The 25,954-nt window shown below is 65.4% G+C and carries 23 protein-coding genes and 1 pseudogene; 6 read left to right on the forward strand and 18 right to left on the reverse strand.

The features are described from left to right. The first annotated feature begins 16 nt into the window (after nt 1–16). Nucleotides 17–1,060: a hypothetical protein gene (locus ACFPO9_RS20890; RefSeq protein ID WP_379774391.1), complete on the forward strand. Its 1,044-nt coding sequence runs from the start codon at nt 17–19 to the stop codon at nt 1,058–1,060. Nucleotides 1,061–1,074: 14 nt separating this feature from the next. Here ACFPO9_RS20890 and ACFPO9_RS20895 read toward each other — a convergent pair whose 3' ends face one another. The 4 genes and pseudogenes from ACFPO9_RS20895 to argJ form a co-directional block, all read right to left on the reverse strand. Next, nucleotides 1,075–2,097, reverse strand: coding sequence for a S41 family peptidase (locus ACFPO9_RS20895; RefSeq protein WP_379774394.1), 1,023 nt, complete (start codon nt 2,095–2,097; stop codon nt 1,075–1,077). A 77-nt stretch (nt 2,098–2,174) separates the two neighbouring features. Further along, entirely contained in the window at nt 2,175–2,585 is a 411-nt protein-coding gene (locus ACFPO9_RS20900) for an NUDIX domain-containing protein (protein WP_379775053.1), read from the reverse strand. After that, a pseudogene (locus ACFPO9_RS20905) lies at nt 2,580–3,458 on the reverse strand (ATP-binding protein); the annotation flags it as partial. The gene ACFPO9_RS20900 and the pseudogene ACFPO9_RS20905, both read right to left, overlap by 6 nt. A 6-nt stretch (nt 3,459–3,464) precedes the next feature. Then, the gene (gene argJ, locus ACFPO9_RS20910) at nt 3,465–4,703 is read right to left on the reverse strand and encodes a bifunctional glutamate N-acetyltransferase/amino-acid acetyltransferase ArgJ (protein ID WP_379774396.1); all 1,239 of its coding nucleotides are present in this window, start codon (nt 4,701–4,703) and stop codon (nt 3,465–3,467) included. Nucleotides 4,704–4,836: 133 nt separating this feature from the next. Here argJ and ACFPO9_RS20915 point away from each other — a divergent pair, with 133 nt between their 5' ends. Genes ACFPO9_RS20915 through ACFPO9_RS20925 form a run of 3 tightly spaced genes read left to right on the forward strand, consistent with a single transcriptional unit; the run spans nt 4,837 to nt 8,599 of the window. Continuing rightward, a complete protein-coding gene (locus ACFPO9_RS20915) occupies nt 4,837–6,450 on the forward strand; it encodes a DUF945 family protein (RefSeq protein ID WP_379774398.1) in 1,614 nt (537 codons plus the stop codon). A 23-nt stretch (nt 6,451–6,473) separates the two neighbouring features. Further along, nucleotides 6,474–7,541: an AI-2E family transporter gene (locus ACFPO9_RS20920; RefSeq protein WP_379774400.1), complete on the forward strand. Its 1,068-nt coding sequence runs from the start codon at nt 6,474–6,476 to the stop codon at nt 7,539–7,541. Between the two features lie 56 nt (nt 7,542–7,597). Beyond that, nucleotides 7,598–8,599 (forward strand): MerR family transcriptional regulator, encoded by a 1,002-nt coding sequence (locus ACFPO9_RS20925; protein WP_379774402.1) that lies wholly within the window; start codon nt 7,598–7,600, stop codon nt 8,597–8,599. An 85-nt stretch (nt 8,600–8,684) separates the two neighbouring features. Here the strand turns inward: ACFPO9_RS20925 and ACFPO9_RS20930 are convergent, their stop codons facing one another. Then, complete coding sequence (locus ACFPO9_RS20930; protein ID WP_379774405.1) at nt 8,685–9,095, reverse strand: helix-turn-helix domain-containing protein; 411 nt, start codon at nt 9,093–9,095, stop codon at nt 8,685–8,687. A gap of 505 nt (nt 9,096–9,600) precedes the next feature. On the opposite strand from ACFPO9_RS20930, the gene ACFPO9_RS20935 reads away from it, so the two are divergent. Further along, nucleotides 9,601–9,912, forward strand: a complete 312-nt coding sequence (locus ACFPO9_RS20935) for a hypothetical protein (protein WP_379775065.1) — start codon at nt 9,601–9,603, stop codon at nt 9,910–9,912. On the opposite strand, the gene ACFPO9_RS20940 is transcribed toward ACFPO9_RS20935, so the two are convergent. Then, entirely contained in the window at nt 9,800–10,057 is a 258-nt protein-coding gene (locus tag ACFPO9_RS20940; RefSeq protein ID WP_379774407.1) for a transposase, read from the reverse strand. The two genes, ACFPO9_RS20935 and ACFPO9_RS20940, sit on opposite strands and share 113 nt — an antisense overlap. A 79-nt stretch (nt 10,058–10,136) precedes the next feature. After that, nucleotides 10,137–12,920 carry a preprotein translocase subunit SecA gene (gene secA, locus ACFPO9_RS20945; protein ID WP_379774410.1) on the reverse strand — a complete coding sequence of 928 codons (2,784 nt, stop codon included), beginning with the start codon at nt 12,918–12,920 and terminating at the stop codon, nt 10,137–10,139. A gap of 235 nt (nt 12,921–13,155) precedes the next feature. Between secA and ACFPO9_RS20950 the strand changes: the two genes are divergently transcribed. Beyond that, nucleotides 13,156–13,656, forward strand: coding sequence for a DciA family protein (locus tag ACFPO9_RS20950; protein WP_379774413.1), 501 nt, complete (start codon nt 13,156–13,158; stop codon nt 13,654–13,656). Nucleotides 13,657–13,659: 3 nt separating this feature from the next. On the opposite strand, the gene lpxC is transcribed toward ACFPO9_RS20950, so the two are convergent. The 11 genes from lpxC to murD form a co-directional block, all read right to left on the reverse strand. After that, nucleotides 13,660–14,595 carry a UDP-3-O-acyl-N-acetylglucosamine deacetylase gene (gene lpxC / locus ACFPO9_RS20955; RefSeq protein ID WP_379774415.1) on the reverse strand — a complete coding sequence of 312 codons (936 nt, stop codon included), beginning with the start codon at nt 14,593–14,595 and terminating at the stop codon, nt 13,660–13,662. A 72-nt stretch (nt 14,596–14,667) separates the two neighbouring features. Further along, entirely contained in the window at nt 14,668–15,561 is an 894-nt protein-coding gene (locus ACFPO9_RS20960; protein ID WP_379774418.1) for a DMT family transporter, read from the reverse strand. Between the two features lie 48 nt (nt 15,562–15,609). Further along, nucleotides 15,610–16,113 carry a peroxiredoxin gene (locus ACFPO9_RS20965; RefSeq protein ID WP_379774420.1) on the reverse strand — a complete coding sequence of 168 codons (504 nt, stop codon included), beginning with the start codon at nt 16,111–16,113 and terminating at the stop codon, nt 15,610–15,612. 224 nt (nt 16,114–16,337) lie between these two features. Continuing rightward, nucleotides 16,338–17,543, reverse strand: coding sequence for a cell division protein FtsZ (ftsZ, locus tag ACFPO9_RS20970; protein WP_379774422.1), 1,206 nt, complete (start codon nt 17,541–17,543; stop codon nt 16,338–16,340). Nucleotides 17,544–17,688: 145 nt separating this feature from the next. Continuing rightward, nucleotides 17,689–18,921, reverse strand: coding sequence for a cell division protein FtsA (gene ftsA, locus ACFPO9_RS20975; protein ID WP_052233471.1), 1,233 nt, complete (start codon nt 18,919–18,921; stop codon nt 17,689–17,691). Nucleotides 18,922–18,939: 18 nt separating this feature from the next. After that, nucleotides 18,940–19,764, reverse strand: a complete 825-nt coding sequence (locus tag ACFPO9_RS20980; RefSeq protein WP_379774425.1) for a cell division protein FtsQ/DivIB — start codon at nt 19,762–19,764, stop codon at nt 18,940–18,942. Between the two features lie 4 nt (nt 19,765–19,768). Continuing rightward, nucleotides 19,769–20,737, reverse strand: a complete 969-nt coding sequence (locus ACFPO9_RS20985; protein WP_379774428.1) for a D-alanine--D-alanine ligase — start codon at nt 20,735–20,737, stop codon at nt 19,769–19,771. Next, nucleotides 20,734–22,143: a UDP-N-acetylmuramate--L-alanine ligase gene (gene murC, locus ACFPO9_RS20990; protein WP_379774430.1), complete on the reverse strand. Its 1,410-nt coding sequence runs from the start codon at nt 22,141–22,143 to the stop codon at nt 20,734–20,736. The genes ACFPO9_RS20985 and murC overlap by 4 nt, the downstream gene beginning before the upstream one ends. Next, nucleotides 22,140–23,216 carry an undecaprenyldiphospho-muramoylpentapeptide beta-N-acetylglucosaminyltransferase gene (murG, locus tag ACFPO9_RS20995; protein WP_379774432.1) on the reverse strand — a complete coding sequence of 359 codons (1,077 nt, stop codon included), beginning with the start codon at nt 23,214–23,216 and terminating at the stop codon, nt 22,140–22,142. Before murG ends, murC begins: the two co-directional genes overlap by 4 nt. Continuing rightward, entirely contained in the window at nt 23,213–24,436 is a 1,224-nt protein-coding gene (gene ftsW / locus ACFPO9_RS21000) for a putative lipid II flippase FtsW (protein WP_379774434.1), read from the reverse strand. Before ftsW ends, murG begins: the two co-directional genes overlap by 4 nt. Next, nucleotides 24,436–25,944, reverse strand: a complete 1,509-nt coding sequence (gene murD, locus ACFPO9_RS21005) for a UDP-N-acetylmuramoyl-L-alanine--D-glutamate ligase (protein ID WP_379774436.1) — start codon at nt 25,942–25,944, stop codon at nt 24,436–24,438. Before murD ends, ftsW begins: the two co-directional genes overlap by 1 nt. Nucleotides 25,945–25,954: the final 10 nt, after the last annotated feature.

The following is a 25,954-nucleotide window of genomic DNA, read 5'->3' on the forward strand; positions in this document are numbered from 1 at the left end:
GCAAACTCACTCATGCTTGTCCCGCGTTCTACTGACAGTCCTGGCCAGCCTGCCCCTGTGGGCACAGGCGGCGCCGAAGCACGCGTATCAAGCGCTCGCGCAGGTTCCCTTCACGCCAGGGCAAGGCTCGGGCGTGGCGATGGCGATCAACGACCGCGGCACCGTTTGCGGCATGTGGACCGGCCCGACCGGCGCCTTCTGCTGGCGCGACGGCCAGCTGACCGAACTGCAGCCGCTGCCCGGCGACGACAATGTCTTCGTCGAAGGCATCAACGAGCGCGGCCAGGCGGTCGGCTTCTCGCAATCGACCGTCAGCTTCCGGCGCAGCGCCGTGGTCTTCATCGACGGCGCCGCCCAGCCGCTGACGATCCCGCAGGCCACCGACGCCTACGCCTCCGGCTTCGACAATGCCGGTGACGTGGTCGGCACCTACACGGCCCGCAACGGCGACAACATGGCCTTCGTGTACCGGCACGGCGAAGTGCGGGACCTCGGCACGCTCGGCCAGGCGATCCGCAACAGCAGCGCCGCCGGCATCGACAACCGCAAGCAGATCGTCGGCAGCTCTTACGTCGACACGCTTACGCCGCTGGGCAACCGCCAGACGCGCGCCTTCCTTTACCAGCACGGCGCCATGACGGCGCTGCCCACGCCCGCCGGCTACGGCAGCGTCGCCTCGCGCATCAACGAACGGGGGCAGGTAATCGGGCGCCTGGAGCGCAACGACGCCTCGTTCGAGGACTACCGCGCCGCGCTCTGGGACAAAGGACAGGTGAAGGTGCTGCTGGAGCAGGCCTCGGACGCGCGCGGCATCAACAACCGCGGCCAAGTGGTGGGCGCCGTGCTGACCGGCAGCGGCGGCTTCTTCTACGAGCCGGGCAAGGGGGTGCGCAGCCTGAACGATCTGATCGACACCTCGAGCGGCTGGAACATCGTGTATGCGCAGGCGATCAATGAGCGCGGGCAGATCGTGGGGTTTGGCTGCAAAGGGGATTTGTGCGGGCCGGTGTTGATGAACCCGGCGCCGCCGTCGATGTCGTGGAGCGGGGCGGGACAGTGATCCAGCGTTCCGCTTCAGGAGGCTGAGCCGAGTTCCTCGAGGCGCTTGCGGAGGTCGGCCTGCACCTCCGGCTCCTGCTTGCGTGCGCGCAGTTTGTCGAGGATCAGGATCTGGGCCCGGGTCAAGGCCTCCGCCGCAGGCACGGCCACGTCGGGCGCCACGCCCACGCCTTCCCAATCCTTGAGCGTGACCGGATCGCGCGCCGTTGAGACCGGCAGCATCAGCGCGAGATGGGCATTGATGGTCTTGATGCGCGAAGGATGCGCGCCGCCGCGCGTCGTTTCACCGACGATCACCGCGCGCTTCAGGTTTTTCAGGGCGAAGGCCAGGCCTTCGGCTGCCGAAAACGTCTCCTTGCTGGTCAGGATATAGACCTCATTGTCTGCGCCAAAACGCTTGCCCGGCACCGCCGGCGAAGTCCACTGCTGCTCGGTGACGTCCCCCGCGCGCCGGTAAAGGTCGGCGATGTGGGTCGGCTCGTCGAAGAAATAACTCGCCAGCAGAGGCACCGCATCGGTGGCGCCGCCGCCGTTCTCGCGCAGGTCGATGATGAGGGCATCCGTGTTGGCCAGCAGCGTCATGGCCGCGCCGATGGCGGGTCCCGACTCGGCCGCGGACGCGAAGAAGCGCGTCTTCAGGTAGCCGATATTGCCGGGCAGGCGCTCGACACGTTCGATGCCATAATTCTCTTCACGCATGCGCGCCTGCCGTTGCGCGAGGGTCGGCGCCGGCTTGGCCCTGGTGCCTGCCGGCGCCGGCTCCGCCCTGTACAGCAAGCGCAGGTGCGGGTCTTTCGTCACGTCCTGCATCATCGCCGTGACGCTCCTGGCAAAAGCCTCGTCGCTGTCCGCCTTGCCGAAGTCGGCGCGGCGCAAGACCGGGTCCAGCTTGCGGGCCTTGTCGGGATCGATATAGGAGGTGTTCAGTTCCTTGACGATGCTTTGGATGATGGCGGCCCGCTCACCGGCCGGTGCGGTCTCGGCGCGTGCCGAAAAGATGGTCAACAGGGCGGAAAGCAGGATGACATGACGATGCACGGTAGGCTCCATTCGCTGGGCTCGGACAAACTTGTCCGGCCCAGCGAAGATAGCTTATGTAGACATCGATGTCTATATTAACTATCCGGGTAGCGCACCCGATCCAGCCACTCCAGCAAGGGAATGGTCGCCGGCAGCAGCGGACTCACCGAATACCCGCCCTGCCAGGCAAAGGCCTGGCCTTCCAGGCTTTGCGGCTCACCCGTCCACTCGCGGCTGATATAGAAATACAGCCGCACGTGCGCATGCTCGTAGACGTGTTCGACGCAGCACCAGGCTTCGGCGCTGACGACCTGCACGCCCAATTCCTCGACGAATTCGCGCTGCAGGGCGTGGAAGATGTCCTCGCCCTGCTCCACTTTCCCGCCCGGGAATTCCCAGTAGCCGGCATAAGGCTTGCCTTCGGGGCGCTGGCCCAGCAGCACGTCGCCGTTCTCGCGCATCAGGATGCCGACCGCGACGTCGATCGGCTTTACTTTTTCGGGCAGCTTGCCCGCGTAATCCTTGGCGAACTGCCAGGCCACCCGGCCCGAACGCGAGCCGCGGCCCAGCGCCCAGCGCAGCGCGTCCGCGCGCGACGCCTCGACCTGCGCCGCCGAGCAGCCGAAGCTGCGCAGCCAGTGCGCGACGATGTCGAGGTAGTCGTCCTGCTTGAACGGATAGAAGGACAGCCACAGCCCGAAGCGCTCGGACAGCGAGATCTTTTCCTCGACGGTCTCGCCGGGGTGCAGGTCGCCGTCGTCGCCGTGGCTGTAGCCGGTGTTATCCGACATCTTTTCCGGCATCAGGTGGCGCCGGTTCGAGGTCGCGTAGATCAGCACATTGTCCGACTGCGCCGCCACGCTGCCGTCCAGCGCCACCTTCAGCGCCTTGTAGCCGGCTTCGCCCTCTTCGAAACTGAGGTCGTCGCAGAAGATCACGAAGCGCTCCGGGCGCCCCGCCACCAGGTCGACGATGTCCGGCAGGTCGGCCAGGTCCGCCTTGTCGACTTCGATCAGGCGCAGGCCCTGGCTGGCGAAGCCGTTCAGGCAGGCCTTGATCAGCGAGGATTTGCCGGTGCCGCGCGCCCCCGTCAGCAGCACGTTGTTGGCCGGGCGGCGCTGCACGAATTGGCGGGTGTTCCGCTCGATCTCTTCCTTCTGGCGTCCGACGTGCTGCAGATCGTCCAGCTTGATGATGGACGAATGCAGCACCGGCTGCAGGTACTTGCCCCCATTCGCGCCGCCGCCGGGCCGCCTGCGCCAGCGGAAGGCGAAGCTGCGCCCCCACTCGGTCTCGCGCGGCACGGCCGGCGGCAGCATCGCCTCGACCCTGGCCAGCAGGTTTTCGGCGCGGTGCAGGAACTGCTCGAGCTGGTTCATTACCGCTTACGAACGATAGTCGGCGTTGATCGAGACGTAGTCGTGCGACAGGTCGCAGGTCCAGACGGTGCTGTTCGCATCGCCGCGTCCGAGTTCGACGCGCACCAGGATCTCGGCCTTCTTCATCACGCGCTGGCCGTCTTCTTCCTTGTAGTCCGGATTGCGGCCGCCGGCCTTCGCCACCAGCACGTCGTCCAGGTAGAGGTCCAGCTTGGCGGTGTCGAGGTCGTCCACGCCGGCATAGCCGATCGCGGCCAGGATGCGGCCCAGGTTCGGATCGGAGGCGAAGAAGGCGGTCTTCACCAGCGGCGAGTGGGCGATGGAATACGCGATCTTGCGGCACTCTTCCATGTCGCGGCCCTGCTCCACCGAGATGGTGATGAACTTGGTCGCGCCTTCGCCGTCGCGGATGATCTGCTGGGCCAGGTGGGTCGAGATGCCGGTGACGGCGTCGCGCAGGGCGATGTAGTCCGGGCTGTCGACCGAGTCGATGCTCAGGGAACCGGCGCCCGTCGCCACCAGGATGAAGGAGTCGTTGGTCGACGTATCGCCGTCGATGGTGATGCAGTTGAAGGAACGGTCGGCGGCATGGCGCACCAGTTCGTCCATCACCGGCTGCGCGACTTTCGCATCGAAGGCCAGGTAGCCCAGCATGGTCGCCATGTTCGGCTTGATCATGCCGGCGCCCTTGCTGATACCGGTCATCGTGACGGTATGGCCGCCGATGGTGGTGGTCAGCGAGGCCGCCTTCGGCTGGGTGTCGGTGGTCATAATGGCCTCGGCCGCATTGAACCAGTTGTCCTGCTTCAGGTTCGAGACGGCGGCCGGCAGCGCGGCGACGATCTTCTGCACCGGCAGCTGTTCCAGGATCACGCCGGTGGAGAACGGCAGTACCTGCTGGGCGTCGATGCCGAGCAGGCGCGCGACTTCCTCGCAGGTGGTGCGCGCACTTTGCAAGCCCTGCTCGCCGGTGGCGGCGTTGGCGTTGCCGGTGTTGACCACCAGCGCGCGGATCGGCTTGCCGCCGTTCGACACGGCCGCCAGGTTGGCCTTGCTCACCTGGACCGGCGCGGCGCAGAAGCGGTTCTTGGTGAACACGCCGGCGACGGTGGCGCCCTCGGCGAGTGTCATCAGCAGCACGTCCTTGCGGTTCGGCTTCTTGATGCCGGCTTCGGCAAAGCCGATGTCGATGCCGTTCACGGGCTTCAGTTCACTGGCGACGGGCAGGGGGGAATTGACGGCCATGGTGTTCTCTCAAGATTGACGAATCCGTTATTGTACCGCCAGCGGCAGGCAGGATGCGCCACCCCGGCAGTTAATGACTTTTTAAGCCGGCTCGTTAATAATTAGAAACATTACAATGAGCGGACCCGTCCCCGTGAAAACCGTGCTTACCACTTCGCTGCTGGCGGCTTCGCTGCTGGCGCTTCCCGCCGCCGCGGACGACGCCAGATCCGCCGCCCGCCCTGCTCCCGGCCCGGTTGCGGACGCCATGCAGTCCGCCGTGCGTGAAATGCAGATGAACCAGGACCCGCGCCTGCCCCTGCCGGTCCAACTGGATAATCTGGCTGCGCTGCGCTACAGCCCGGAAACCGCCGCCAAGCTGGGCGCGGTGTTCGGCAACGACAAGCCGATCACGGTTGACCGGCAGCCCGCCAAGCCGGGAGACCTGGCCTACCGCATGCGCCTGCAGCCTCTGCACTACACGGGCGCGGACAATTCGCGCGTGGACTGGGACGAAGCGCTGGTCGACTTCGACATGGACAGGGCCGGCAAGACGGTCGACTTCAAGGGCCACTGGAACACGGTGGCGGCCGAAGACCCGACCACGCGCCTGAGCGCGGAGGGCATCACCCTGACCGGGCGCCAGCGGCAAGCGGCGGACAAGCTCTGGTTCGGCAACGGCCAGCTGCGCATCGCCCGCGTGCACGGCGAAACCCCGGCCACGCCGAATGCCGGCAAGGACCTCACGATGAACGACCTGCGCATGGACTGGCGCACGGTGGAGCGCCCGAAGACGATCGACATGCAGTTCCAGCAGCGCATCGGCAGCATCGCCGCCGCCGGCGAGAAGATCGAGGACGTCCGCTTCGATATGCGCATCGTGAACGTCGACCGCGCTTCGATGGTGGCGATGCAGGCCGCCGGCGAGCGCCAGCGCGAGCAGCTGAAGACGATGACGCCCGAGCAGCAGATGGCCGCCATGAAGCCGCTGCTGCAGACCTTCGGCAAGGCCGCCATCCTGCGCGGTTCAAGCATCGAGATCGACGAGATCAGCGCCCGCTTCCATGGCAACAAGGCCAGCATCCGCGGCCGCATCGGCCTGGCGGGCGCGGTCGAGGCCGACCTGAACGACATGCTGGCGCTGGTGAAAAAAATCGTGGCGCGCTTCGAGATCCGGGTGCCGGTGGCGATCGTGCGCGACGTCAGCGCCATCGTCGCCGTGCGCCAGGGGCAGCCGCCTGCCGCGGGGCAGACCATGACCGATGTCGTGGTCGGCAAGCTGCTCGGCGGCGGTTTTGCGAAGCTGGAACACGACGTACTGGTCTCGAACCTCGAATTCCGCAACGGGAAACTGAGCGCCAACGGCAAGGAGATCGTGCTGCCGAAGGCCGCGCCGGCGGCCCGCAGCTCGACCGGCCAGGCGCCGGCCGTGGTGCAGCGCTCGAACCTGCCGCCGGGCGCGCTGCAGGCCCGCCGCATCGAGGACAGCTGCCGCCTGCCCGACTATCCCGCGGAGGTGGTGCGCCAGGACCAGCCGCTGCGCGCCAGCTTCGCCTACCGCGTCGACGCCGAAGGCAAGGTGCACGAGGTGCGCGTGGCCCAGGCCAGCGGCTACGCGGACTGGGACCAGGCCGCGCTCGATGCGCTGGGCCAGTGCCGCTACATCCCTGCCCTGCAGGACGGCAAGCCGATCGAATTGCAGATGAGCTGGAGCCTGGTCCGCGAAGCCGGCAGCAGGCGGCCGCGCGAGCCCGATCCTGTTCCCTGAACGGCGCCCTGAACGGAGAGCTTATGACCGAGAACCAACGCAGCACCCTGAGCGCCTGCTTTTCGCTGGCGATCATCCTGTTCGCCCTGTTCGTGACCCAGCGCTTCGTGCTGCCGCTGCTGTGGGCCGCGATCCTGTGCATCGCCACCTGGCCCTTGTACCTGCGCGCGCTGCGCATGCTCGGCGGCCGCGAGATCCTGGCCGCGGCCCTGGTGACAATCGTGGCGGCGCTGGTCTTCATCACGCCGCTGGTGCTGGGCATCAGCCAGGCCGCGCACCAGGCGCCGGCCCTCGCCCAGCTGGTCGCCGACGCCAACACCGAAGGCTGGGCGGCGCCGGCATGGCTGCTGCGGATTCCGATGGCCGGCGATGCCATCTACAACTGGTGGCAGGCCACGCTGGGCCAGCCGCATGGCCTGGCGCACCTGCTGCAGGACAGCTCGGTGGGTCATATGCAGTCGGCCAGCGAGGTGCTCAAGCGGGTCGGCAGCGGCACCCTGCACCGCCTGATCGACATCGGCTTCGCCTTCCTCTGCCTGTTCTTCTTCTACAAGGACGGCCACGCGCTGCAGGGCCAGACGAATGCCCTGGGCGCCCACCTGATTGGCGCCGAGCGCTGGAGCCTGTACGCGCTGAAGGTGCCGGTTGCGGTGCGCGCCACCGTCAACGGCCTGGTGCTGGTCGGCCTGGCCGAGGGCGTCCTGCTGGGCATCGGCTACCAGTTCGCCGGCGTGCCCTCGGCGGTGCTGTGGGCGGCCGCCAACGGCGTGCTGGCCATCATCCCCTTCGGCGCGCCGCTGGCTTTCGGCGCGGTGGCTGCCCTTCTGCTCTACCAGGGCAATGCCGCCGCGGCCGCCGCCATCGTCGCCTGGGGTGCAGTCGTTCTGTTCGTGGCCGACCACTTCGTGCGCCCGACCATCATCGGCAATGCGACAAAGCTGCCTTTCCTGGCGGTGTTGCTGGGTATCCTGGGCGGGGTCGAGACCCTTGGGCTGATCGGTTTGTTCGTCGGGCCGGTGGTGATGACTTTGTTCGTCACCTTGTGGCATGAAGAAAAGCGCTTTCGGCACGCCCCGCATCAAACCCCTTGACCCTCACGCCACGTCAGGCTCCAGACTGGTCCCACGCTGAACAAAGGAGCTGAACGATGCTGAAAGTGGGAGAACTCGCGGCGCTGGCCGGGCTGACGGTCCGCACGCTGCACCATTACGACAGCATCGGACTGCTCCAGCCTTCGGCGCGTTCCGATGCCGGCTACCGGCTCTACGACCGCGACGACGTGGCACGCCTGCACCAGATCCAGGCCCTGCGTTCGTTTGGCATGAGCCTGGCCGACATCGGCCTTTACCTGGACAGCCCGGCGGCCAGTCCGCTGGCCGTGGTCGAGCGGCAGCTGGCCGCGCTCGACCGCCAGATCGCCGAGGCAGCGCGGGTGCGCGAGCAGTTGCAGCGCCTGCACGGCGAGCTGGCGGCCGGCGGCCAGCCGGACCTGTCCACCTGGCTGGACTCACTGGAGCAGATGAGCATGTACGAAAAATACTTCACGCAGGATGAACTGGCGCGCCTTCCGATGTACCACGACGAGGCGGTCAAGGCGCAATGGAAGGGGCTGGTCGAAGAAGCCCAGGAGCTGATCCGCACGCAGGTGGCGCCGGATTCGGAAACCGCCAAGGCCTTCGGGCAGCGCTGGCTGGAGGCGTTCGGACGCGGCACCGGCGGCGACCCCGATCTTGCGGCCCGCATCAACCTCATGGCGCAGCGCGAAAATGGCGCTCCCAGCCTGCCCTCCGAGGTCTTGACTTATATGAGGACCGTGATCGGCGCACTCAAAACCGCCATCTGGGCAAAGTACCTGGCGCCGGACGTGATCGCGCGCATGCACCGCCACTATGCCAGCCGCGGCCAGGAATGGCCCGCCCTGGTCGGCAAGGTGCACGAACAGATGCGCCTCGATCCGGATGCCGCTCAGCCGGCCTCGCAGGCGCTGGGTCGGCAGTGGATGGAGCTGTTCCACGACATGGTCGGTACCGATCCGCAGGTGGTGGCGGCCTTCCGGCGGGCGACCGAAGAAGAGCCGCTACTGCGCAAGGGCTCGGGGATCAGCGATGAGGCGATTGCTTGGTTACGCAAAGGTCTCGGACGGGCGTAAACCGCACGTGGGCACGGGGTGCCCACGTGAACGTCACCAATAAAAAAGGCGCCCCGCTGAGCTTATTCGGTGGTTTGATTCCCAGTTATGCGGGGATGCTTTTTACAGCTTGCCATGCGGTTCGCGAGATCGGGGAACGCCCGTTTTCCCAGTTCTGGACGGTCGCCCGCGACACGCCGAGGATTTCTGCAATCTGAACTTGTGTGCGCTTGCCGCGCGCCGCGACCAATTGCGCGTGCGTTGCTGCGAATTTCCTTTCGTGTTCATTCCGCCCCCTTGAATTCGACCCGTTCCCAAGTCCACAACCCCGCGCCAATGCCCCACACTTGCGAACCATCGGGCGCGATGATCGGCGCGTATTCTTCGCGGTCTTTCGGGTCATCGCCCATATGAGCAATGACCTTTCCCCCGCCAGAAAATCGGCGGTGACAGTCCCGCGTACCATCACGGGCGCGGGCGCAGGTTCGTAGAAATCTAAAAACGCAACGTTGTGCATCGTGCGTTCTATGCCGCCCTGCGGGAAGAAGCGGATAATTTCGGCTTTCAGGTTCGCACCGTCGAAGACTTCGACAAGGTGCCCTAAATTCTTTTGTCGAAAACTTTCATTTCTTTACCCCTTCAAGAATTTGGCAGCGCCGTTGTTCTGCGTCTAGCAGCGGCATGGCGCTCGGCAAACTGCTTGCGTGAGCCTTACCTAGCATGGGTTGGCTGCGGCGCGTGTCGCAGCAATTCTCTAAACTAGCTTGGAGGCAAATATGTTAAAGATGGTCAAGGTTTTGGCCGGGCAATCGCCCTGGTCGCGCTCGCGCTGCCGGTGGTCGCGCAGCAATTGACGGTGACGCGGGAAGCCGCGTCGCAAGCTGCGCCCAAAAAGGCTGATCTAAGCTGCGAGAACGGCGACTGGTCATGGATGGAAAACTTCAATTACATTTGGGAGTAATTAGCGATCTACAATTCATACCCGTCAGATAGCGGGTGCTTTTCAGCTTGGGGGATAAACAATGCGAACATTAGCGGATGCATTGCAGGAATCGGCGGACGCTGCCGAGGCGCATGATTATGCCAAAGCCTTAGAATTGCTGGTCTGGATACATGACAATCCGAACCCCGCCGATCCGTCGAGCGAGATGTTCCGGCGTGCTTACGGCTTTCTCGCATTCGGCGTGCTGGCGGGGGTCTATGAACCGGCAAAGGCTAAGCTTATTGAGCTAGTGACGGCAAAGCGGGCTCAGGTAGCGGCGGGGCTTGCGGACGACGCGACAAAAGCCGATTTGCGGGCGCTAGAAGCGAGGCTGCGCGACTCGGAAGCCTGACAGCGCGGGCTTGAAACGCCAGAACCCATCGTCTGACCATGCCGTATCCCAGCCCATGCTTATTAGCGATCGATCGGTAACCGCCATCACCCCTGAGATACTGCGCTACTACCGATGACTTGAACTGCTTATCGTATTTCGTCATGAAAAAACCCCAAAAGTTGGTGTCCAACTTTTGGGGTTGAGGTCAGCGCGGGGCGCCTTCTTTTTACCGGACCGGCAGATTACGCCAGCTTGCCGTGGCAAGCCTTGAACTTCTTCCCGCTGCCGCAAGGGCACGGATCGTTGCGGCCGACCTTCATGCCCATGTAGGTGGTGGACGGGTCGTCGCTCACCGCGGTGGTGCCGGCGGTGACTGCCTGGGGCGCCATCAGGTCTTCCGGCGCCGCCGTCGGGTCGAAATCGGCGTGCTGGTAGTTGACGTTTTCCAGGTGCGCGGCGGCCGCCTGCATGGCCGCTTCCGCCGCCTCGACTTCCTCGCGGGTCTGGATGCGGACCGTCATGACGGTGCGGATCACTTCGTTCTTGATCTGGTCCAGCATGGCGCCGAACAGCTCGAAGGCTTCGCGCTTGTATTCCTGCTTCGGGTTCTTCTGGGCGTAGCCGCGCAGGTGGATACCCTGGCGCAGGTGGTCCAGCGCCGCCAGGTGCTCGCGCCAGTGGGTGTCGATATTCTGCAGCATGACGTTGCGCTCGAAGCCGCCGAAGGCGTCCTTGCCGACGATCGCCACCTTGCTGTTGTACGACTCGTCGGCGGCGGCCAGCACGCGCTCGAGGATGTCGTCGTCGTTCAGGTTCGGCTCGTCCTCCAGCATCTGCGCCAGCGGCACCTCGAGCGACCACTCGTCGTTCAGCACGCGCGTGAGCGCCGGGATGTCCCACTGCTCTTCGACCGACTCGGCCGGCACGTAGGTGCGCACCACGTCGGTGAACACGCCGGTGCGCAGCGAGGCGATCAGCTCGGAGATGTCGACCGACTCCAGCAGTTCGTTACGCTGGGTGTAGATCACCTTGCGCTGGTCGTTGGCGACGTCGTCGTATTCGAGCAGCTGCTTGCGGATGTCGAAGTTGCGGGCCTCGACCTTGCGCTGCGCCGACTCGATCGAGCGGCTCACGATGCCGGCCTCGATCGGTTCGCCTTCCGGCATCTTCAGGCGGTCCATGATCGCGCGCACGCGGTCGCCGGCGAAGATGCGCAGGAGCGGATCGTCCAGCGACAGGTAGAAGCGCGAGGAGCCCGGGTCGCCCTGGCGGCCCGAACGGCCGCGCAGCTGGTTGTCGACGCGGCGGGATTCGTGGCGCTCGGTACCGATGATGTGCAGGCCGCCCTGCGCCACCACGTGGTCGTGCAGCGATTGCCATTCGTCGCGCAGCTTCTGCGCCTGTTCGTTCTTCTGCTCCGGCGACAGCGCTTCGTCGGCTTCGATGAACTGGATCTGCTTCTCGACCATGCCGCCGAGGACGATGTCGGTACCGCGGCCCGCCATGTTGGTGGCGATGGTGATCATCTGCGGACGGCCGGCCTGCGCGATGATTTCCGCTTCGCGGGCGTGCTGCTTCGCGTTCAGGACGTTGTGCGGCAGGTTGGCCTTGGACAGGATCCCGGACAGCAGTTCCGAGTTCTCGATCGAGGTGGTGCCGACCAGCACCGGCTGGCCGCGTTCGTGGCAGTCGCGGATGTCGTTCAGCATCGCGCCGTATTTTTCCTCGGCCGACTTGTACACCTGGTCCTGGCGGTCCTTGCGCTGCGACGGACGGTTCGGCGGGATGACCACGGTCTCGAGGCCGTAGATCTCTTGGAATTCGTAGGCTTCCGTGTCGGCGGTACCGGTCATGCCGGACAGCTTGGTGAACATGCGGAAGTAGTTCTGGAAGGTGATCGAGGCCAGGGTCTGGTTCTCGTTCTGGATGCGCACGCCTTCCTTGGCTTCCACGGCCTGGTGCAGGCCGTCGGACCAGCGGCGGCCCGTCATCAGGCGGCCGGTGAATTCGTCGACGATCACCACTTCATTGTTCTGCACCACGTAGTGCTGGTCCTTGTGGTACAGGACGTGCGCGCGCAGGGCGGCGTACAGGTGGTGGATCAGGGTGATGTTGGCGGCGTCGTACAGCGAGGCGCCTTCCGGCAGCAGGCCCATCTTGGTCAGGATGGCTTCGGCCTTCTCGTGGCCGGCCTCGGTCAGCAGCACGGTGTGCGCCTTCTCGTCCTTGGTGTAGTCGCCCGGGACTTCGACCGTGCCCTTGCCGTCCGGCGTTTCTTCGCCGATCTGCAGGGTCAGCATCGGCGGCAATTCGTTGATCTTGTGGTACAGGTCGGTGTGGTTCTCGGCCTGGCCGGAGATGATCAGCGGGGTACGGGCCTCGTCGATCAGGATCGAGTCCACCTCGTCGACCACGGCGAAGTTCAGGCCGCGCTGCACGCGTTCCTTCGCGTCGTAGACCATGTTGTCGCGCAGGTAGTCGAAGCCGTATTCGTTGTTGGTGCCGTAGGTGATGTCGGAGCCGTAGGCCTGCTGCTTGCTGTCGTGATCCATCTGCGACAGGTTGACGCCGGTGGTGAGGCCGAGCCAGCCGTACAGGCGGCCCATCTGGTCGGCATCGCGCTGGGCCAGGTAATCGTTGACGGTCACCACGTGCACGCCCTTGCCGGACAGCGCGTTCAGGTAGACCGGCAGGGTCGCCATCAGGGTTTTACCTTCGCCGGTGCCCATCTCGGCGATCTTGCCGTAGTGGAGGACCATGCCGCCGATCAGCTGCACGTCGAAGTGGCGCATTTTGAGCACGCGCTTGGCGGCTTCGCGGCAGACCGCAAAGGCTTCGGGCAGGATGTCGTCGAGCGAGGCGCCGCCGGCGATCCTTTCCTTGAATTCGGGGGTTTTTGCCTGGAGTTCGGCGTCCGACAGCTTTTCCATCTGCTGCTCGAGCGCGTTGATGTCGCGCACGGTTTTTTGGTATTGCTTGAGCAGACGCTGGTTACGGCTGCCGAAAATCTTGGTCAGGAATGACATGCTGTGTTCTTAAAAAGTACGCCGCGAAAAAGCCATGGATGATATCAAAATAATATCCTCCGAAGACCGCCTATGGCAAAAAGCCACCGATTTTATCATGCGATCCGGCCACACTTGGGGGTGAAGGGGCGTATCACAAGTGCAAGCGGACAAAGAATGTTATCAAATTGCACTCGAAACCACGTTTACTGTACGTTTCTTTATGAGCATGGCCTGGCTGTGGTATGTTCCGCCCATGCAGTCTTCGAAGCCTTCCTATCATATCTACGGCACCAAGGTCCGCCGCACGTCGATCGAGGCGACCGACTTTCTACGCCGTAACGACCGCCTGGCCAGCCTGCTGCCGGCGGCGACGCGCATGGCCAGCCTGCAAAAGGACGTGCGCCTGATCCTGCCGCCGATGTATGCCAACTGCGAGACGCTGTCCATCCAGGAAGGCGTGCTGACCCTGGCCGTGCCCTCCTCGGCCGTCGCGGCCAAGCTCAAGCAGCAGGGGCCCAAGCTGCAGGCGGCGCTGCAGAAAAAGGGCTGGCAGGTGGATTCGGTGCGGATCAAGATCCAGGTGGGACGCGCCATGCCTGCCAAGGAAGACATCATGAAGCCGTCCTCGTTCGAGCTGCCGCCGACGGCGGTGCAGGCGTTCGAGGAGCTGGGGGAGGCGCTGCCGGCTTCGCCGCAGAATGCAACCTTGATTGCGGCGATCAGGCGGCTGGCGGAGAAGCGGAAAAACAAATAGCGCTTAGGTCAGCGCCCACTCCCGCTCCATCTGCGCCCCATACGACTCCGGCGCGCGCGCCTGTTCGGCGAATGAAACGATCTCATAAGCCTCCGGATGCGCCAGCAGTTCGCGCAGCAGCAGGTTGTTCAGCCCGTGGCCGGACTTGTGCGCTTCGTAGCTGGCCAACAGCGGGTGGCCGACCAGGTAAAGGTCGCCGATCGCGTCGAGGATCTTGTGGCGCACGAACTCGTCTTCGTAGCGCAGGCCGTCCGCGTTCAGGATGCGGTACTCGTCCATCACGATCGCGTTTTCCAGCGAGCCGCCTCTGGCCAGGCCCATGCCGCGCAGGCTTTCGACGTCCTGCATGAAACCGAAGGTGCGGGCGCGCGCGACGTCGTGCACGTAGGAGACCTTGCCGAAGTCGACTTCGGCGCGCTGCATGGTGCCGTCGACGGCCGGGTGGTTGAATTCGATGAAGAAGTCGAGCTTGAAGCCGTCGAAGGGGGTCAGGCGGGCCCACTTCTCGTTGCTGCCGCTGCCCTGGCGCACTTCGACCGGTTTCAGCACGCGGATGAATTTCTTGGCGGCGCCCTGCTCCTGCACGCCGGCCTGCTGCAGCAGGAACACGAAGGACGAGGCCGAGCCGTCCATGATCGGGATCTCTTCGGCGGTGACGTCGACGTACAGGTTGTCGATGCCGAGGCCGGCGCAGGCCGACATCAGGTGCTCGACGGTCGAGACGCGCGCATTGTCCTTGCTGAGGACCGACGCCATGCGGGTGTCGCCGACGATTTCCGCGTTCGACGGGAACTCGACCACGGGGTCGAGATCGACGCGGCGGAACACGATGCCGGTGTCCGTATCAGCCGGGCGCAGGGTCAGCTCGACCTTGGTGCCCGAGTGCAGGCCGACACCTGTCGTACGCACCAGCTGTTTGATTGTTCTTTGTTTGAGCATCAAGCGATTATATAGGAGGCCCATTTTGTTCGCCCGGGGCCCCGGGCTGCCGGTGGCGGGAACACCACGTTTTCAGGGATGTTCGGCCTCGGCGTGGGAGGTTTCGTGGCGAATCAGGTACAGGCCGCTGCCGATGATGATGGCGGCGCCGATCAGCGTGATCTGGTCGGGCAGGGTTTGCCACAGCGCCCAGTCGATCGCGATGCCGCAGGCCAGGGCTGTGTATTCGAAAGGCGCGACCACCGAGGCTTCGCCATGGTTGAAGGCTTCGGTAATCGCCAGCTGGGCCAGGAAACCGCTGAGCGCAAGGCCTGCCAGCAGCGGCAGGTGGCGTGCCTGGACCGGAGTCCAGTCAGGCAGCGCCAGCAAGGTGGCGCCGATGGCCATCAGCAGCATCAGCCAGAACACCATCTGCTCGCTGGAGTCGCTGCGCGCCAGCACCCGCCCGGCCACGGCCGACACCGCGTAGCACACGGCGGCGACCAGGATCGCCAGCCCGCCCAGGGTCAGGAAGCCGTCGCCGCTGGGGCGCAGCACCACCAGCACGCCGGCCATGCCGATCGCGATCGCCAGCCAGCGCGCGCGGTTCACGCGCTCCTTCAGCACGAACACCGACAGCGCGGTGATCAGGATCGGGCCGATGAAGAAGATCGTATAGGCCTCGGCCAGCGACAGCCCGCGCACGCCGTAGGCGAACAGGGCCAGCATGACGATGCCGATCGCGGCGCGCAGCAGGTGCAGCGGCCAGCGGACCTGCATGATCGAACCGAAGCCGCCGCGCCAGGCCACGTACGCGCAGACCAGCGGCAGCGAAGCGAGCGAACGCAGCGCCGCCACCTGCATCGCCGGGAATTCGGCGGACAGCAGCTTCATGATCGTGTCCATGATGGAGAACATCAGCACCGCGGCAAGCATCGCTCGGATGCTGCGCAGGTTGCCGGCTACGCGTAGGGTCTTGGTGGTCATGGCGATAAAAAACGGCGCCGCGGCGCCGTTCGGGTGCGTTGCGGAAGATTAGCCCAGCTGTTCCAGCAGCTTCTCGGCCGAGGACACTTCGAAGCCGGCGGTTTCCACGTTCAGCTGCTTGACCACGCCGTCGACGACCAGCATCGAGTAGCGCTGGCTGCGGGTGCCCATGCCGTGCTTCGAGAAGTCGGCGTCCAGGCCCAGGGCCTTGCTGAAGGCGGCGTTACCATCTGCCATCATGCGGACGATGCCGGTGGCTTTCTGGTCGCGCCCCCAGGCGCCCATCACGAAGGCGTCGTTGACCGACACGCACCAGATTTCATCGACGCCCTTGGCCTTCAGCTGGTCGGCCAGCTGGATGTAGCCCGGCAGGTGCTGGGCCGAGCAGGTCGGGGTGTAAGCGCCCGGCAGGCCGAAGATGGCGATGGTCTTGCCTTTGACCAGGTCGGCCGTATTGAACGTGTTCGGGCCGAGCGAGCAGCCTTCGGTTTCGGTCTCGATGAACTCGGACAGGGTGGACTCCGGCAGGCGGTCGCCGATCTGGATAGTCATAGCAGAAACTCCATATTGTGATAATCAGAACCCGCAAGTATGCCTGATCTGCAGCAAACCGGGGTCAGACCCCGATATTTGGCACTATCCCTGAGGCAGTTGCCAAAATTCGGGCTCTGACCCCGGTTTGATTCACGATAAACAAAAAGCCCGTACTGCTTGGATCAGTACGGGCTTTCGCATCATGGAGCGCCGGTGGTCAGCCGGCTGGAGTGTGCTCTAGCTTAGTCAGCCTGTTTACGCAGGAAGGCCGGGATGTCGTAGGTCTCGACGCCGTTGTTCTGCATCGCGCGGACCTGCTCGGAGGCCTGCTCGCGGCGCCACACGGCCGGCTGCTTCATGCCGGCATCGGCGCCGCCGGTGCTGATCGAGCCCATGCGCACGTTGCCCGCGGGGACGGTGGCGGCGCCCGCCATCATCGGCGAACCGTAGGTGCCGGTATGCAGCATCTGCTGCGGCTGCACCAGCGAGATGTTGGCCTTGTTCTTGCCCAGGCCGGTCGCGACCACGGTCACGCGCAGCTCGTCGCCCATCTCGTCGTCGTAGGCGATGCCTTGCGCGATGGCGGCGTCCGGTGCGGCGAAGGCGCGCACGGCGGCCATGACTTCCTTGATTTCCTTACCCTTCAGGCTGCGCGATGCGGTGACGTTCACCAGCACGCCCTTGGCGCCCGACAGGTCGATACCGTCCAGCAGCGGCGACGCCACGGCCTGTTCGGCGGCGATGCGCGCGCGGTCCACGCCCGAAGCGGTCGCGGTGCCCATCATGGCCTTGCCCTGCTCGCTCATGATGGTCTTGACGTCGTTGAAGTCGACGTTGATGTGGCCCGGCACATTGATGATCTCGGCGATACCGGCCACGGCGTTGTTCAGCACGTCGTCGGCATGCTTCATCCAGTCCAGCATCGATTCGTCTTCGTAGATGTCTTCCAGCTTTTCGTTCAGGATGACGATCAGGGAGTCGACGTGCTTGGTCAGCTCGGCCAGGCCGGTCTCGGCCACGTCCATGCACTTCTGGCCTTCGTAGGAGAACGGCTTCGACACGACGGCGACGGTCAGCGCGCCCAGGCTCTTGGCGACTTCGGCCACGATCGGCGCGGCGCCGGTGCCGGTGCCGCCGCCCATGCCGGCAGCGATGAAGACCATGTGCGCGCCGCGCAGTGCGTCTTCGATGCGTGCACGCGACTGCTCGGCCAGCTGGCGGCCGACTTCCGGACGCATGCCGGCGCCCAGGCCGGACTCGCCGATCTGGATGACGTTGTGCGCGCTCGACACGGCCAGTGCCTGCGCGTCGGTATTAGCGGCGATGAACTGCACACCGGCGACACCTTTATTGATCATGTGCTGGACAGCGTTACCACCCGCGCCGCCAACCCCGACGACCTTGATGACCGTACCCAGTGATGCGTTATCGACCATATCGAACTCCATGATGAACTCCTAATCTCAATGTGCCGTTCCCAAGCTGCAGACCTCATCGATCGCGATCAAACCTGCAGATTGGAAACGCGCTTGTATTGTAAAAATATTTGCGTGCGTTGACCAACAAAAAAGTAACTTCTTGTAGCTGAAATTCTTAAAAGTTCCCTAAAAACCACTCCTTCATGCGCTGCCACACCGCTTTCACCGATCCATCCTGGCGCGTGACGATGTGGCCGCGCAAATACTGCTTCTTCGCTTCCAGCAAAAGGCCGAGAACGGTCGCGTAGCGCGGACTGCGCACCACGTCGGCCAGCTGGCCGCGATACTCCGGCGTGCCGAGGCGCGCCGGTTTCAAAAAGATGTCTTCGGCCATCTCGATCATGCCCGGCATGATCGACGAGCCGCCGGTCAGCACGATGCCCGACGAGAGCACGCCCTCGTAGCCGGATTCGCGCACCACCTGGTGCACCATCGCGAACAGTTCCTCGACGCGCGGCTCGATCACGGCGGCCAACGCCTGGCGCGACAGCGAGCGCGGACCGCGGTCGCCCAGGCCCGGCACTTCCAGGGTTTCGCCCGGATCGGCCAGCACCTGCTTGGCCACGCCGTAGCGGATCTTGATCTCTTCCGCTTCGCCGGTCGGGGTGCGCAGGGCCATCGCGATGTCGCTGGTGATCTGGTCGCCGGCGATCGGGATCACGGCCGTGTGGCGGATCGCGCCGTCGGAGAAGACTGCGATGTCGGTGGTGCCGCCGCCGATGTCGATCAGGACCACGCCGAGTTCCTTCTCGTCGTTGGTCAGCACGGAATCGGCGGACGCCATCGGCTGCAGGATCAGGTCCGAGACCTCGAGCCCGCAACGGCGCACGCACTTTACAATATTCTGCACCGCGGACACCGCACCTGTAACAATGTGCACGCGCACTTCCAGGCGGATGCCGCTCATGCCGATCGGCTCGCGCACGTCTTCCTGGTTATCGACGATGAATTCCTGCGGCACCGTGTGCAGCAGCTGCTGGTCGGTCGGGATGTTGACCGCCTTCGCGGTCTCGATCACGCGCGCCACGTCGGTCGCGGTGACTTCCTTGTCCTTGATCGCCACCATGCCGCTCGAGTTGAACGAACGGATATGGCTGCCGGCGATGCCCGCATACACGTTGCGGATCTTGCAGTCGGCCATCAGCTCGGCCTCTTCGAGCGCGCGCTGGATCGATTCGACGGTCGCTTCGATGTTGACGACAACGCCCTTCTTCAAACCTTTCGACTCGTGCTGGCCGAGTCCAATTACTTCATGGCGCCCATCGGCCATCACCTCGGCCACCACCGCCACCACCTTCGAGGTGCCGATGTCGAGGCCGACGATCAGGTTCTTTGCGTCTTTAGTCATTTCTTGTCGCCTGCTTGATTAAGTGTGCTTTGTTGTTTTGGTAGGTGCTTTTTTCTTTGCCGCCTTGACCGGCTTGGTGGCGTCGGCCGGAATGCTCAAGGCCGACGACGACAACGCCAGCCCGTTCGGATAGCGCATGTCGATAGTGTCGATATGCCCTTCCTGCAGGCGCGCCACCAGCTGGGGATAGATGCTCACCAGCCGCTCCACGCGCGCCTTCATGCTGTCCCTGCCCTGGTCGCGCTCGCGGCCCAGCTCCACGCTCATGCCGTTGTCCAGCCGGACCGTCCAGGCGTAGCGCTTCGACAGGCTGAGCGAAGTCGGCACCAGGCGGATCGGCGCGAACAGGCCGCGCAGCTCGGCGAAGCGCGCCAGCACTTCCTTCTCGCTGCCGGCGGGACCGTCGAAAGCAGGCAGCTCATGGTCCTCGTCGGCCTCGGCCAGGTTGGCGGTAAAGCTGTCGCCCTTGACCGACAGCAGGCGTCCATCCTCGCCCCAGGTGCCGAGCGCTTCGTGTTCCTCGACCTGGACGATCAGCTGGTTCGGCCATTCGCGGCGCACGCTGGCCTTGCGGACCCAGGGCACGGCCTCGAAGGTGCCGCGCACCTGCTCCAGGTCGGTGGTGAAGAAATTCCCCTTGATCTTGCCGAGTACGCCGTTGCGCACCGTGAGTTCGTTCACGTGCTGCAGGTCCAGGCCGTACATGCTCTCGACGCGCACCGCGCGCAGGGTGAACATCGGACGCTGCGATATCCACCATACGCCCGAGGCGATACAGGCGAGCGCCACCAGCGCGGTGATCGCGCCGGATGTTGCGTTCAGGGCTCGCGCGTCATGCCACATCGTCTTATGCCTTCCCCTTGCCGATTTTCAGCGACGCCGAGCGCAGGATCTCGACGCACAGGTCTTCATAGCTCGTGCCCTCGGCGCGCGCGGCCATCGGCACCAGCGAGTGCGTGGTCATGCCCGGCGAGGTGTTCACCTCCAGCAGGAAGAACTGCTGGTCGGACTCGCGCAGCAGCACGTCGATGCGGCTCCAGCCTTCGCAGCCGAGGGCGCGGTAGGCTTTTTCCACTTCGCGCTGGATCGCGGCGGTCAGGTCCGCATCCAGCGGCGCCGGGCAGTGGTACTTGGTGTCGTCCGTAAAATATTTGTTCTGGTAGTCGTACTTGCCTTCCGGGGCGACGATCTCGATGATCGGCAACGCGCGCGCGGTGGGGCCGGTGCCCAGCAGCGGCACCGAGAATTCGCGTCCTTCGATGAACTGCTCGGCCAGCACGCGCGCGTCGTACTTGCGGGACAGGTCGACGGCCGCCTGCAGCTCTTCGCGGCGGGTCACCTTGGTGATGCCGATGCTCGAACCTTCCAGCGGCGCCTTGACGATCAGCGGCAGGCCAAGCTCGGCCACGACCTTGTCGAGATCCGTGCCGTCGTCGATGACGGCGTACTTCGGCGTCGACACGCCATTCGCCAGCCAGACGATCTTGGTGGTGATCTTGTCCATGCCGACGCTGGAGGCCATCACGCCGCTGCCGGTGTAGGGGATGCCGAGCTGCTCGAGGGCGCCCTGCAGGCTGCCGTCTTCGCCGTAGCGGCCGTGCAGCGCGATGAACGCGCGGTCGAATTTTTCGGCGGCCAGCTCGCCCAGCGAACGCTCGGCCGGGTCGAAGGCATGGGCGTCGACGCCTTTCGATTGCAGGGCCTGCAGCACGCCGGTGCCGGACAGGATCGAGATCTCGCGCTCGGCCGAGCGGCCGCCGAACAGGACGGCGACCTTGCCGAGGTCTTTTATTTCAGAAGCGGAAAGTACGCTCACGATTGAACCTTTTGAACCTGGTTTTGTTGCTGAATGAGTTGATGCGGAACGCCGCCGATCGAGCCGGCGCCCATGGTGAGCACGACGTCGCCGTCGCGCGCCACCTTCAGGATCGTGGCCGGCATGTCGGCGATGGATTCCACGAAGATCGGTTCGATCTGGGTGCCGGCGCGCAGCGCGCGCGACAGCGCACGGCCGTCAGCCGCCACGATCGGGGTTTCGCCGGCCGCATACACCTCGGCCAGCAGCAGCACGTCCGGTGCGGCCAGCACCTTGACGAAGTCTTCGAACAGGTCGCGGGTGCGGGTATAGCGGTGCGGCTGGAAGGCCAGCAGCAGGCGCCGGCCCGGGTAGGCCGCGCGCGCCGCTGCGACGGTCACTTGGGCTTCGACCGGATGGTGGCCGTAGTCGTCCACCAGGGTGAAGCTGCCACCGGATTCCAGCGGGATCTCGCCGTAGCGGGTGAAGCGGCGGCCGACGCCGCGGAACTCGGCCAGGCCGGCGGCCGTGGCCGTGTCCGGGATGCCGATCTCGCGCGCGATCGCGATCGCCGAGCAGGCGTTCAGCACGTTGTGCATGCCCGGCTGGTTCAGCACGAAGCTGGTGTCCGGATAGCCTTCCTGGCGCACGATGAAGCGCATGCGGGTGCCGTCGGCGCGGGCTTCCATGGCGCGCACTTCGGCGTCCTCGGAAAAGCCGTAGGTCGTCACCGGCTTGGTCACCTGCGGCAGGATGGCGCGCACGTTGGCGTCGTCGATGCACATCATCGCGCGGCCGTAGAACGGCAGGCGGTGGGTGAAGTTCACGAACGCCGCCTTCAGCTTCTCGAAGTCGTGCTCGTAGGTGTCCATGTGGTCGGCGTCGATGTTGGTGATCACCTCGATCATCGGCGACAGGTTCAGGAAGGACGCGTCGGATTCGTCGGCCTCGGCCACGATGTAGTCGCCGTTGCCCAGCTTGGCGTTGGCGCCGGCGGCGGTCAGGCGGCCGCCGATCACGAAGGTCGGGTCGAGGCCTCCCTCGGCCAGCACCGAGGCCACCAGGCTGGTGGTGGTGGTCTTGCCGTGGGTGCCGGCGATGGCGATGCCGCGCTTCAGGCGCATCAGTTCGCCCAGCATGATCGCGCGCGGCACCACCGGGATCTTGGCGGCGCGGGCGGCCACCACTTCCGGATTCGCTTCGTTGACGGCGGTCGAGGTCACCACGGCGTTGGCGCCGCGGATGTGCTCCTCGGCGTGGCCGATGCAGACCGTCGCGCCCAGTTCGGCCAGGCGCTGGCTGGCGGCGTTGGAGGCCAGGTCCGAGCCCGACACCTTATAGCCGAGGTTCAGCAGCACCTCGGCGATGCCGCTCATGCCGCTGCCGCCGATGCCGACGAAGTGAATATGCTTGATCTTGTGTTTCATCGTCCCGCCAATTCTTCCAAAACGTTTGCGATCGCCGCATTGGCGTCGCGCCGGCCGACCGCCTGCGCGGCTTCCGCCATCTTCAGGCAGGCCTCACGGTCGGTCGCTTGCAGCAGCTTCGCCAGCTGCTGCGGATTCAGTTCGCCCTGCGGCAGGTGAATCGCCGCCTTTTGCTTGTCCATCCAGATCGCGTTGTCGCGCTGGTGGCTGGTGGTGCTGGCGACGAAAGGCACCAGCACGCTCGCCACGCCGGCCGCCGTCAGTTCCGACACCGTGATCGCGCCGGCGCGGCAGATCACCAGGTCGGCGTTCGCGTATTCCGCCGCCATGTCGTCGATGAAGTCGACCACGTTGGCCTGCACGCCCGCATTCGCATACGCCGCGCGCAGGGCCTCGATGTTCTTCTTGCCCGACTGGTGGGTGACGATCGGACGCAGGCCTTCCGGAATCAGGGCCAGGGCCGCGGGTACGGCATCGTTCAGCACCTTGGCGCCCAGGCTGCCGCCCACCACCAGGATGTTCAGCGGGCCGCTGCGGTTGGCGAAGCGGTGGCCCGGCGACGGCATCTCCAGGATTTCCTTGCGCACCGGGTTGCCGGTGACGACCGCTTTATTCGCCGCCTTGCCGAAGTCGGCCGGGAAGCCGAACAGCACGCGCCGCGCGATCGGGGTCAGGGTTTTATTGGACAGCAGCAGCGCGGCGTCGGCATTCACCAGCGCCAGCGGCACGCCGCGCGAGCGCGCCATCATCCCGCCCGGCACGGTCACATAGCCGCCCATGCCCAGCACCACGTCCGGCTTGCGCGCGGCGATGATGCGGCGGCAGGCGGCAAACGCGCCCAGCATCTTGAAGGCGCCGGTGATGGTGTGGCCCAGGCCCTTGCCGCGCAGGCCGGCGAAGTCGATGCTGTCCATCGCGATGCCGTGCTTCGGCACGATGTCGCATTCCATGCCGTGGGCGGTGCCCAGCCAGCTCACTTCCCAGCCGCGCTCGCGCATCGTCTGGGCGATGGCGATGCCGGGGAAGATGTGGCCGCCGGTGCCGGCCGCCATGATCATCAGGCGCCTGGTCATTTGGCGATCCCCTGGCGGCCGCCGCGCATGCGCAAGCGGTTTTCGTAATCGATGCGCAGCAGGATCGCCAGGCCGACGCAGTTGAACAGCACGCCCGAACCGCCGTAGCTCATCAGCGGCAGGGTCAGGCCCTTGGTCGGCAGCAGGCCCAGGTTCACGCCCATGTTGATGAAGACCTGCACGCCCAGCCAGATGCCGATGCCCTTCGCGGCCAGGCCGGCGAAGTGCTGCTCCAGCGCGATCGCCTGGCGGCCGATGTCGAAGGCGCGTTTCACGAGCCAGTAGAACAGGCCGACCACGATCAGCACGCCGGCCAGGCCCAGCTCTTCGCCGATCACGGCCATGATGAAGTCGGTGTGCGCTTCCGGCAGGTAGTGCAGCTTCTCGACGCTGCCGCCCAGGCCGACGCCGAAGATCTCGCCGCGGCCGAAGGCGATCAACGAGTGGGTCAGCTGGTACGACTTGTCCAGCGCATTGCCGTCTTCCCACGGGTTCATGTAGGCGAACATGCGGGCGCGGCGGAAGGGCGAGAGCGCGATGATGGTCGAGAACACCATCACCAGGATCGCGCCGATACCGGTGAACCAGATCATGTTGAAGCCGCCCAGGAACAGGATGCCCATCGAGATGCAGACGATCACGCCGAAGGCGCCGAGGTCGGGCTCGAGCAGCAGCAGCACGCCGACCAGCGCCATCGCGGCCGCCATCGGCATGAAGCCCTTGGTCAGCTTGTGCATGTACTGCTGCTTGCGCACCGTGAAGTCGGCCGCGTACAGCACCGCCACCACCTTCATGATCTCGGAAGGCTGGCCGATGCGCATCGGCAGCCAGCGGCGCGCGCCGTTGACCGAAATGCCGACGCCCGGCACCAGCACCAGGGCCAGCAGGATCAGGGTGACGACGAACATCAGCGGCGCCAGGCGCTGCCAGGTGGCGACCGGCACGCGGAACACGAACAGGCCGCCCACCAGCGAGATCGCGATGAACATCGCCTGGCGCAGCAGGAAGTAGTTGTTCTTGCCGCCCAGGTAGGCGAACTTGGGCGAATCCGGCAGCGCGATCGAGGCCGAATACACCATCACCATCCCGAACAGCATCAGCAGGACCACGACCCAGACCAGCGGCTGGTCGTACTCCATCATGCGCGACGGCCGTGCGCCGGCGGCGACGCTCGCGTCGCCGGCGCTGCCGCCGAACTTGAAGGGAAGCTGGAAAGCCATCAGATCTCCTGCCCCTTCTCGAGCGCGATCTCGCGCACCGCATCCACGAACACCTGGGCGCGGTGGGCGTAATTGGTAAACATGTCCAGACTGGCGCAGGCCGGCGACAGCAGCACCACGTCGCCCGCCGTTGCTCCACCTTTGGCCAGGCCGTAGGCGCGGCGCACAGCCGAAGGCAGGTCGGCCAGGTCGAAGCAAGGCACGCCGCTCGGTTCGATCGCGGACCTCAAGCCAGGGGCGTCGCGGCCGATCAGCAGCACAGCCTTCACGTAGCGCGAACAAGGCGCGGCCAGCGGCGCGAAATCCTGGCCCTTGCCGTCGCCGCCGGCAATCAGGAGGATCTGGCGGCCGGTCTCGCCGAAGGTCTGGCCCAGGCCTTCCAGCGCGGCGACGGTGGCGCCGACGTTGGTGCCCTTGCTGTCGTCGTAGTAGTCCACGTTGGCTATGCTGGCGACCAGCTCCACGCGGTGCGGCTCGCCCTGGTAGTCGCGCAGGCCGTGCAGCAGCGGCGCCAGCGGCAGGCCGCAGGCGCGGCACAGGGCCAGCGCGGCCAGCGCATTGGCGGCGTTGTGGATGCCGCGGATGCGCAGCGCGTCGGCCGGCATCAGGCGATTGATGACCAGCTCGTGCGGCTCTTCCACTTCATGTTTCTTGCGCTTCTTTTCCGGTTCTTCCGCCGGATTGGCGTTCGCCAGCCACAGCACGCCACGCTCGTTGACCAGGCCGAAGCTGCCCGGCGCGTCCGGTTCGCCGGTGCCGAAGGTGGTCATCCGGGCGTCCGGATTGGCCATGCGCATCACGGTGGCGTCGTCGCGGTTCAGCACGCGGACCGTGTCCTTGCCGAAAATGCGCGCCTTGTCGAACGCATAGGCGCTCATGCTGCCGTGCCAGTCCAGGTGGTCCTGGGTCACGTTCAGGACGGTGGCGGCGTCCGGGTTCAGGCTGAAGGTGGCGTGCAGCTGGAAGCTGGACAGTTCCAGCACCCAGGCCTGCGGCAAATCGTCCTTGTCGAGGACTTCGCGCAGCACGTCCAGCGCGGCCGGGCTGATATTGCCTGCCACGCGGGTGGTGAAACCGGCGCGGCGGCACAGCAGGCCGGTCAGGCTGGTCACCGTGGTCTTGCCGTTGGTGCCGGTGATGGCGATGACCTTGGGCGAATATCCGCGGCTGGTCTTCAGGTCCGACAGGGCCTGGGCGAACAGCTCGATCTCGCCCCACACCGGGATGCCGCGCGCGGCGGCGCCCGGGGCGATGTCGGCCAGCTCGCGTTCCGGCATCAGGCCGGGGCTGACGGCGACGAAGTCGACGCCGTCCAGCAAGGCCGCATCGAAGGCGCCGCCCACGAACTCGGCGGCCGGCACCGCTTCGCGCAGCGCGAACAGGCGCTGCGGCTCGGTACGCGTGTCCGCGACGCGCACGCGCGCGCCGCAGCGGGCGAGCCATTGCGCCATCGCGAGGCCCGATTCGCCGAGCCCGAGTACCAGTGCGGTTTTGCCTTCGTAGTTCATATGTCGAAAG

Origin of the sequence: Massilia aerilata, from assembly GCF_042656905.1 — a bacterium.
In the GTDB taxonomy this organism is placed as follows: domain Bacteria; phylum Pseudomonadota; class Gammaproteobacteria; order Burkholderiales; family Burkholderiaceae_D; genus Telluria; species Telluria aerilata.

Bases quoted from the DNA above. Each gene is read 5' to 3' on its own strand.
- ACFPO9_RS20950 (WP_379774413.1), top strand. From the start codon at position 13,156: ATGCAGTCTTCGAAGCCTTCCTATCATATCTACGGCACCAAGGTCCGC.
- ACFPO9_RS20940 (WP_379774407.1), bottom strand. From the start codon at position 10,057: ATGACGAAATACGATAAGCAGTTCAAGTCATCGGTAGTAGCGCAGTAT.
- argJ (WP_379774396.1), bottom strand. From the start codon at position 4,703: ATGGCCGTCAATTCCCCCCTGCCCGTCGCCAGTGAACTGAAGCCCGTG.
- murG (WP_379774432.1), bottom strand. From the start codon at position 23,216: ATGACCAGGCGCCTGATGATCATGGCGGCCGGCACCGGCGGCCACATC.
- ACFPO9_RS20965 (WP_379774420.1), bottom strand. From the start codon at position 16,113: ATGACTATCCAGATCGGCGACCGCCTGCCGGAGTCCACCCTGTCCGAG.
- ftsZ (WP_379774422.1), bottom strand. From the start codon at position 17,543: ATGGAGTTCGATATGGTCGATAACGCATCACTGGGTACGGTCATCAAG.
- murC (WP_379774430.1), bottom strand. From the start codon at position 22,143: ATGAAACACAAGATCAAGCATATTCACTTCGTCGGCATCGGCGGCAGC.
- ACFPO9_RS20980 (WP_379774425.1), bottom strand. From the start codon at position 19,764: ATGTGGCATGACGCGCGAGCCCTGAACGCAACATCCGGCGCGATCACC.
- ftsW (WP_379774434.1), bottom strand. From the start codon at position 24,436: ATGGCTTTCCAGCTTCCCTTCAAGTTCGGCGGCAGCGCCGGCGACGCG.
- secA (WP_379774410.1), bottom strand. From the start codon at position 12,920: ATGTCATTCCTGACCAAGATTTTCGGCAGCCGTAACCAGCGTCTGCTC.
- ACFPO9_RS20920 (WP_379774400.1), top strand. From the start codon at position 6,474: ATGACCGAGAACCAACGCAGCACCCTGAGCGCCTGCTTTTCGCTGGCG.
- ftsA (WP_052233471.1), bottom strand. From the start codon at position 18,921: ATGACTAAAGACGCAAAGAACCTGATCGTCGGCCTCGACATCGGCACC.
- lpxC (WP_379774415.1), bottom strand. From the start codon at position 14,595: ATGCTCAAACAAAGAACAATCAAACAGCTGGTGCGTACGACAGGTGTC.
- ACFPO9_RS20935 (WP_379775065.1), top strand. From the start codon at position 9,601: ATGCGAACATTAGCGGATGCATTGCAGGAATCGGCGGACGCTGCCGAG.
- ACFPO9_RS20960 (WP_379774418.1), bottom strand. From the start codon at position 15,561: ATGACCACCAAGACCCTACGCGTAGCCGGCAACCTGCGCAGCATCCGA.
- murD (WP_379774436.1), bottom strand. From the start codon at position 25,944: ATGAACTACGAAGGCAAAACCGCACTGGTACTCGGGCTCGGCGAATCG.
- ACFPO9_RS20925 (WP_379774402.1), top strand. From the start codon at position 7,598: ATGCTGAAAGTGGGAGAACTCGCGGCGCTGGCCGGGCTGACGGTCCGC.
- ACFPO9_RS20930 (WP_379774405.1), bottom strand. From the start codon at position 9,095: ATGCACAACGTTGCGTTTTTAGATTTCTACGAACCTGCGCCCGCGCCC.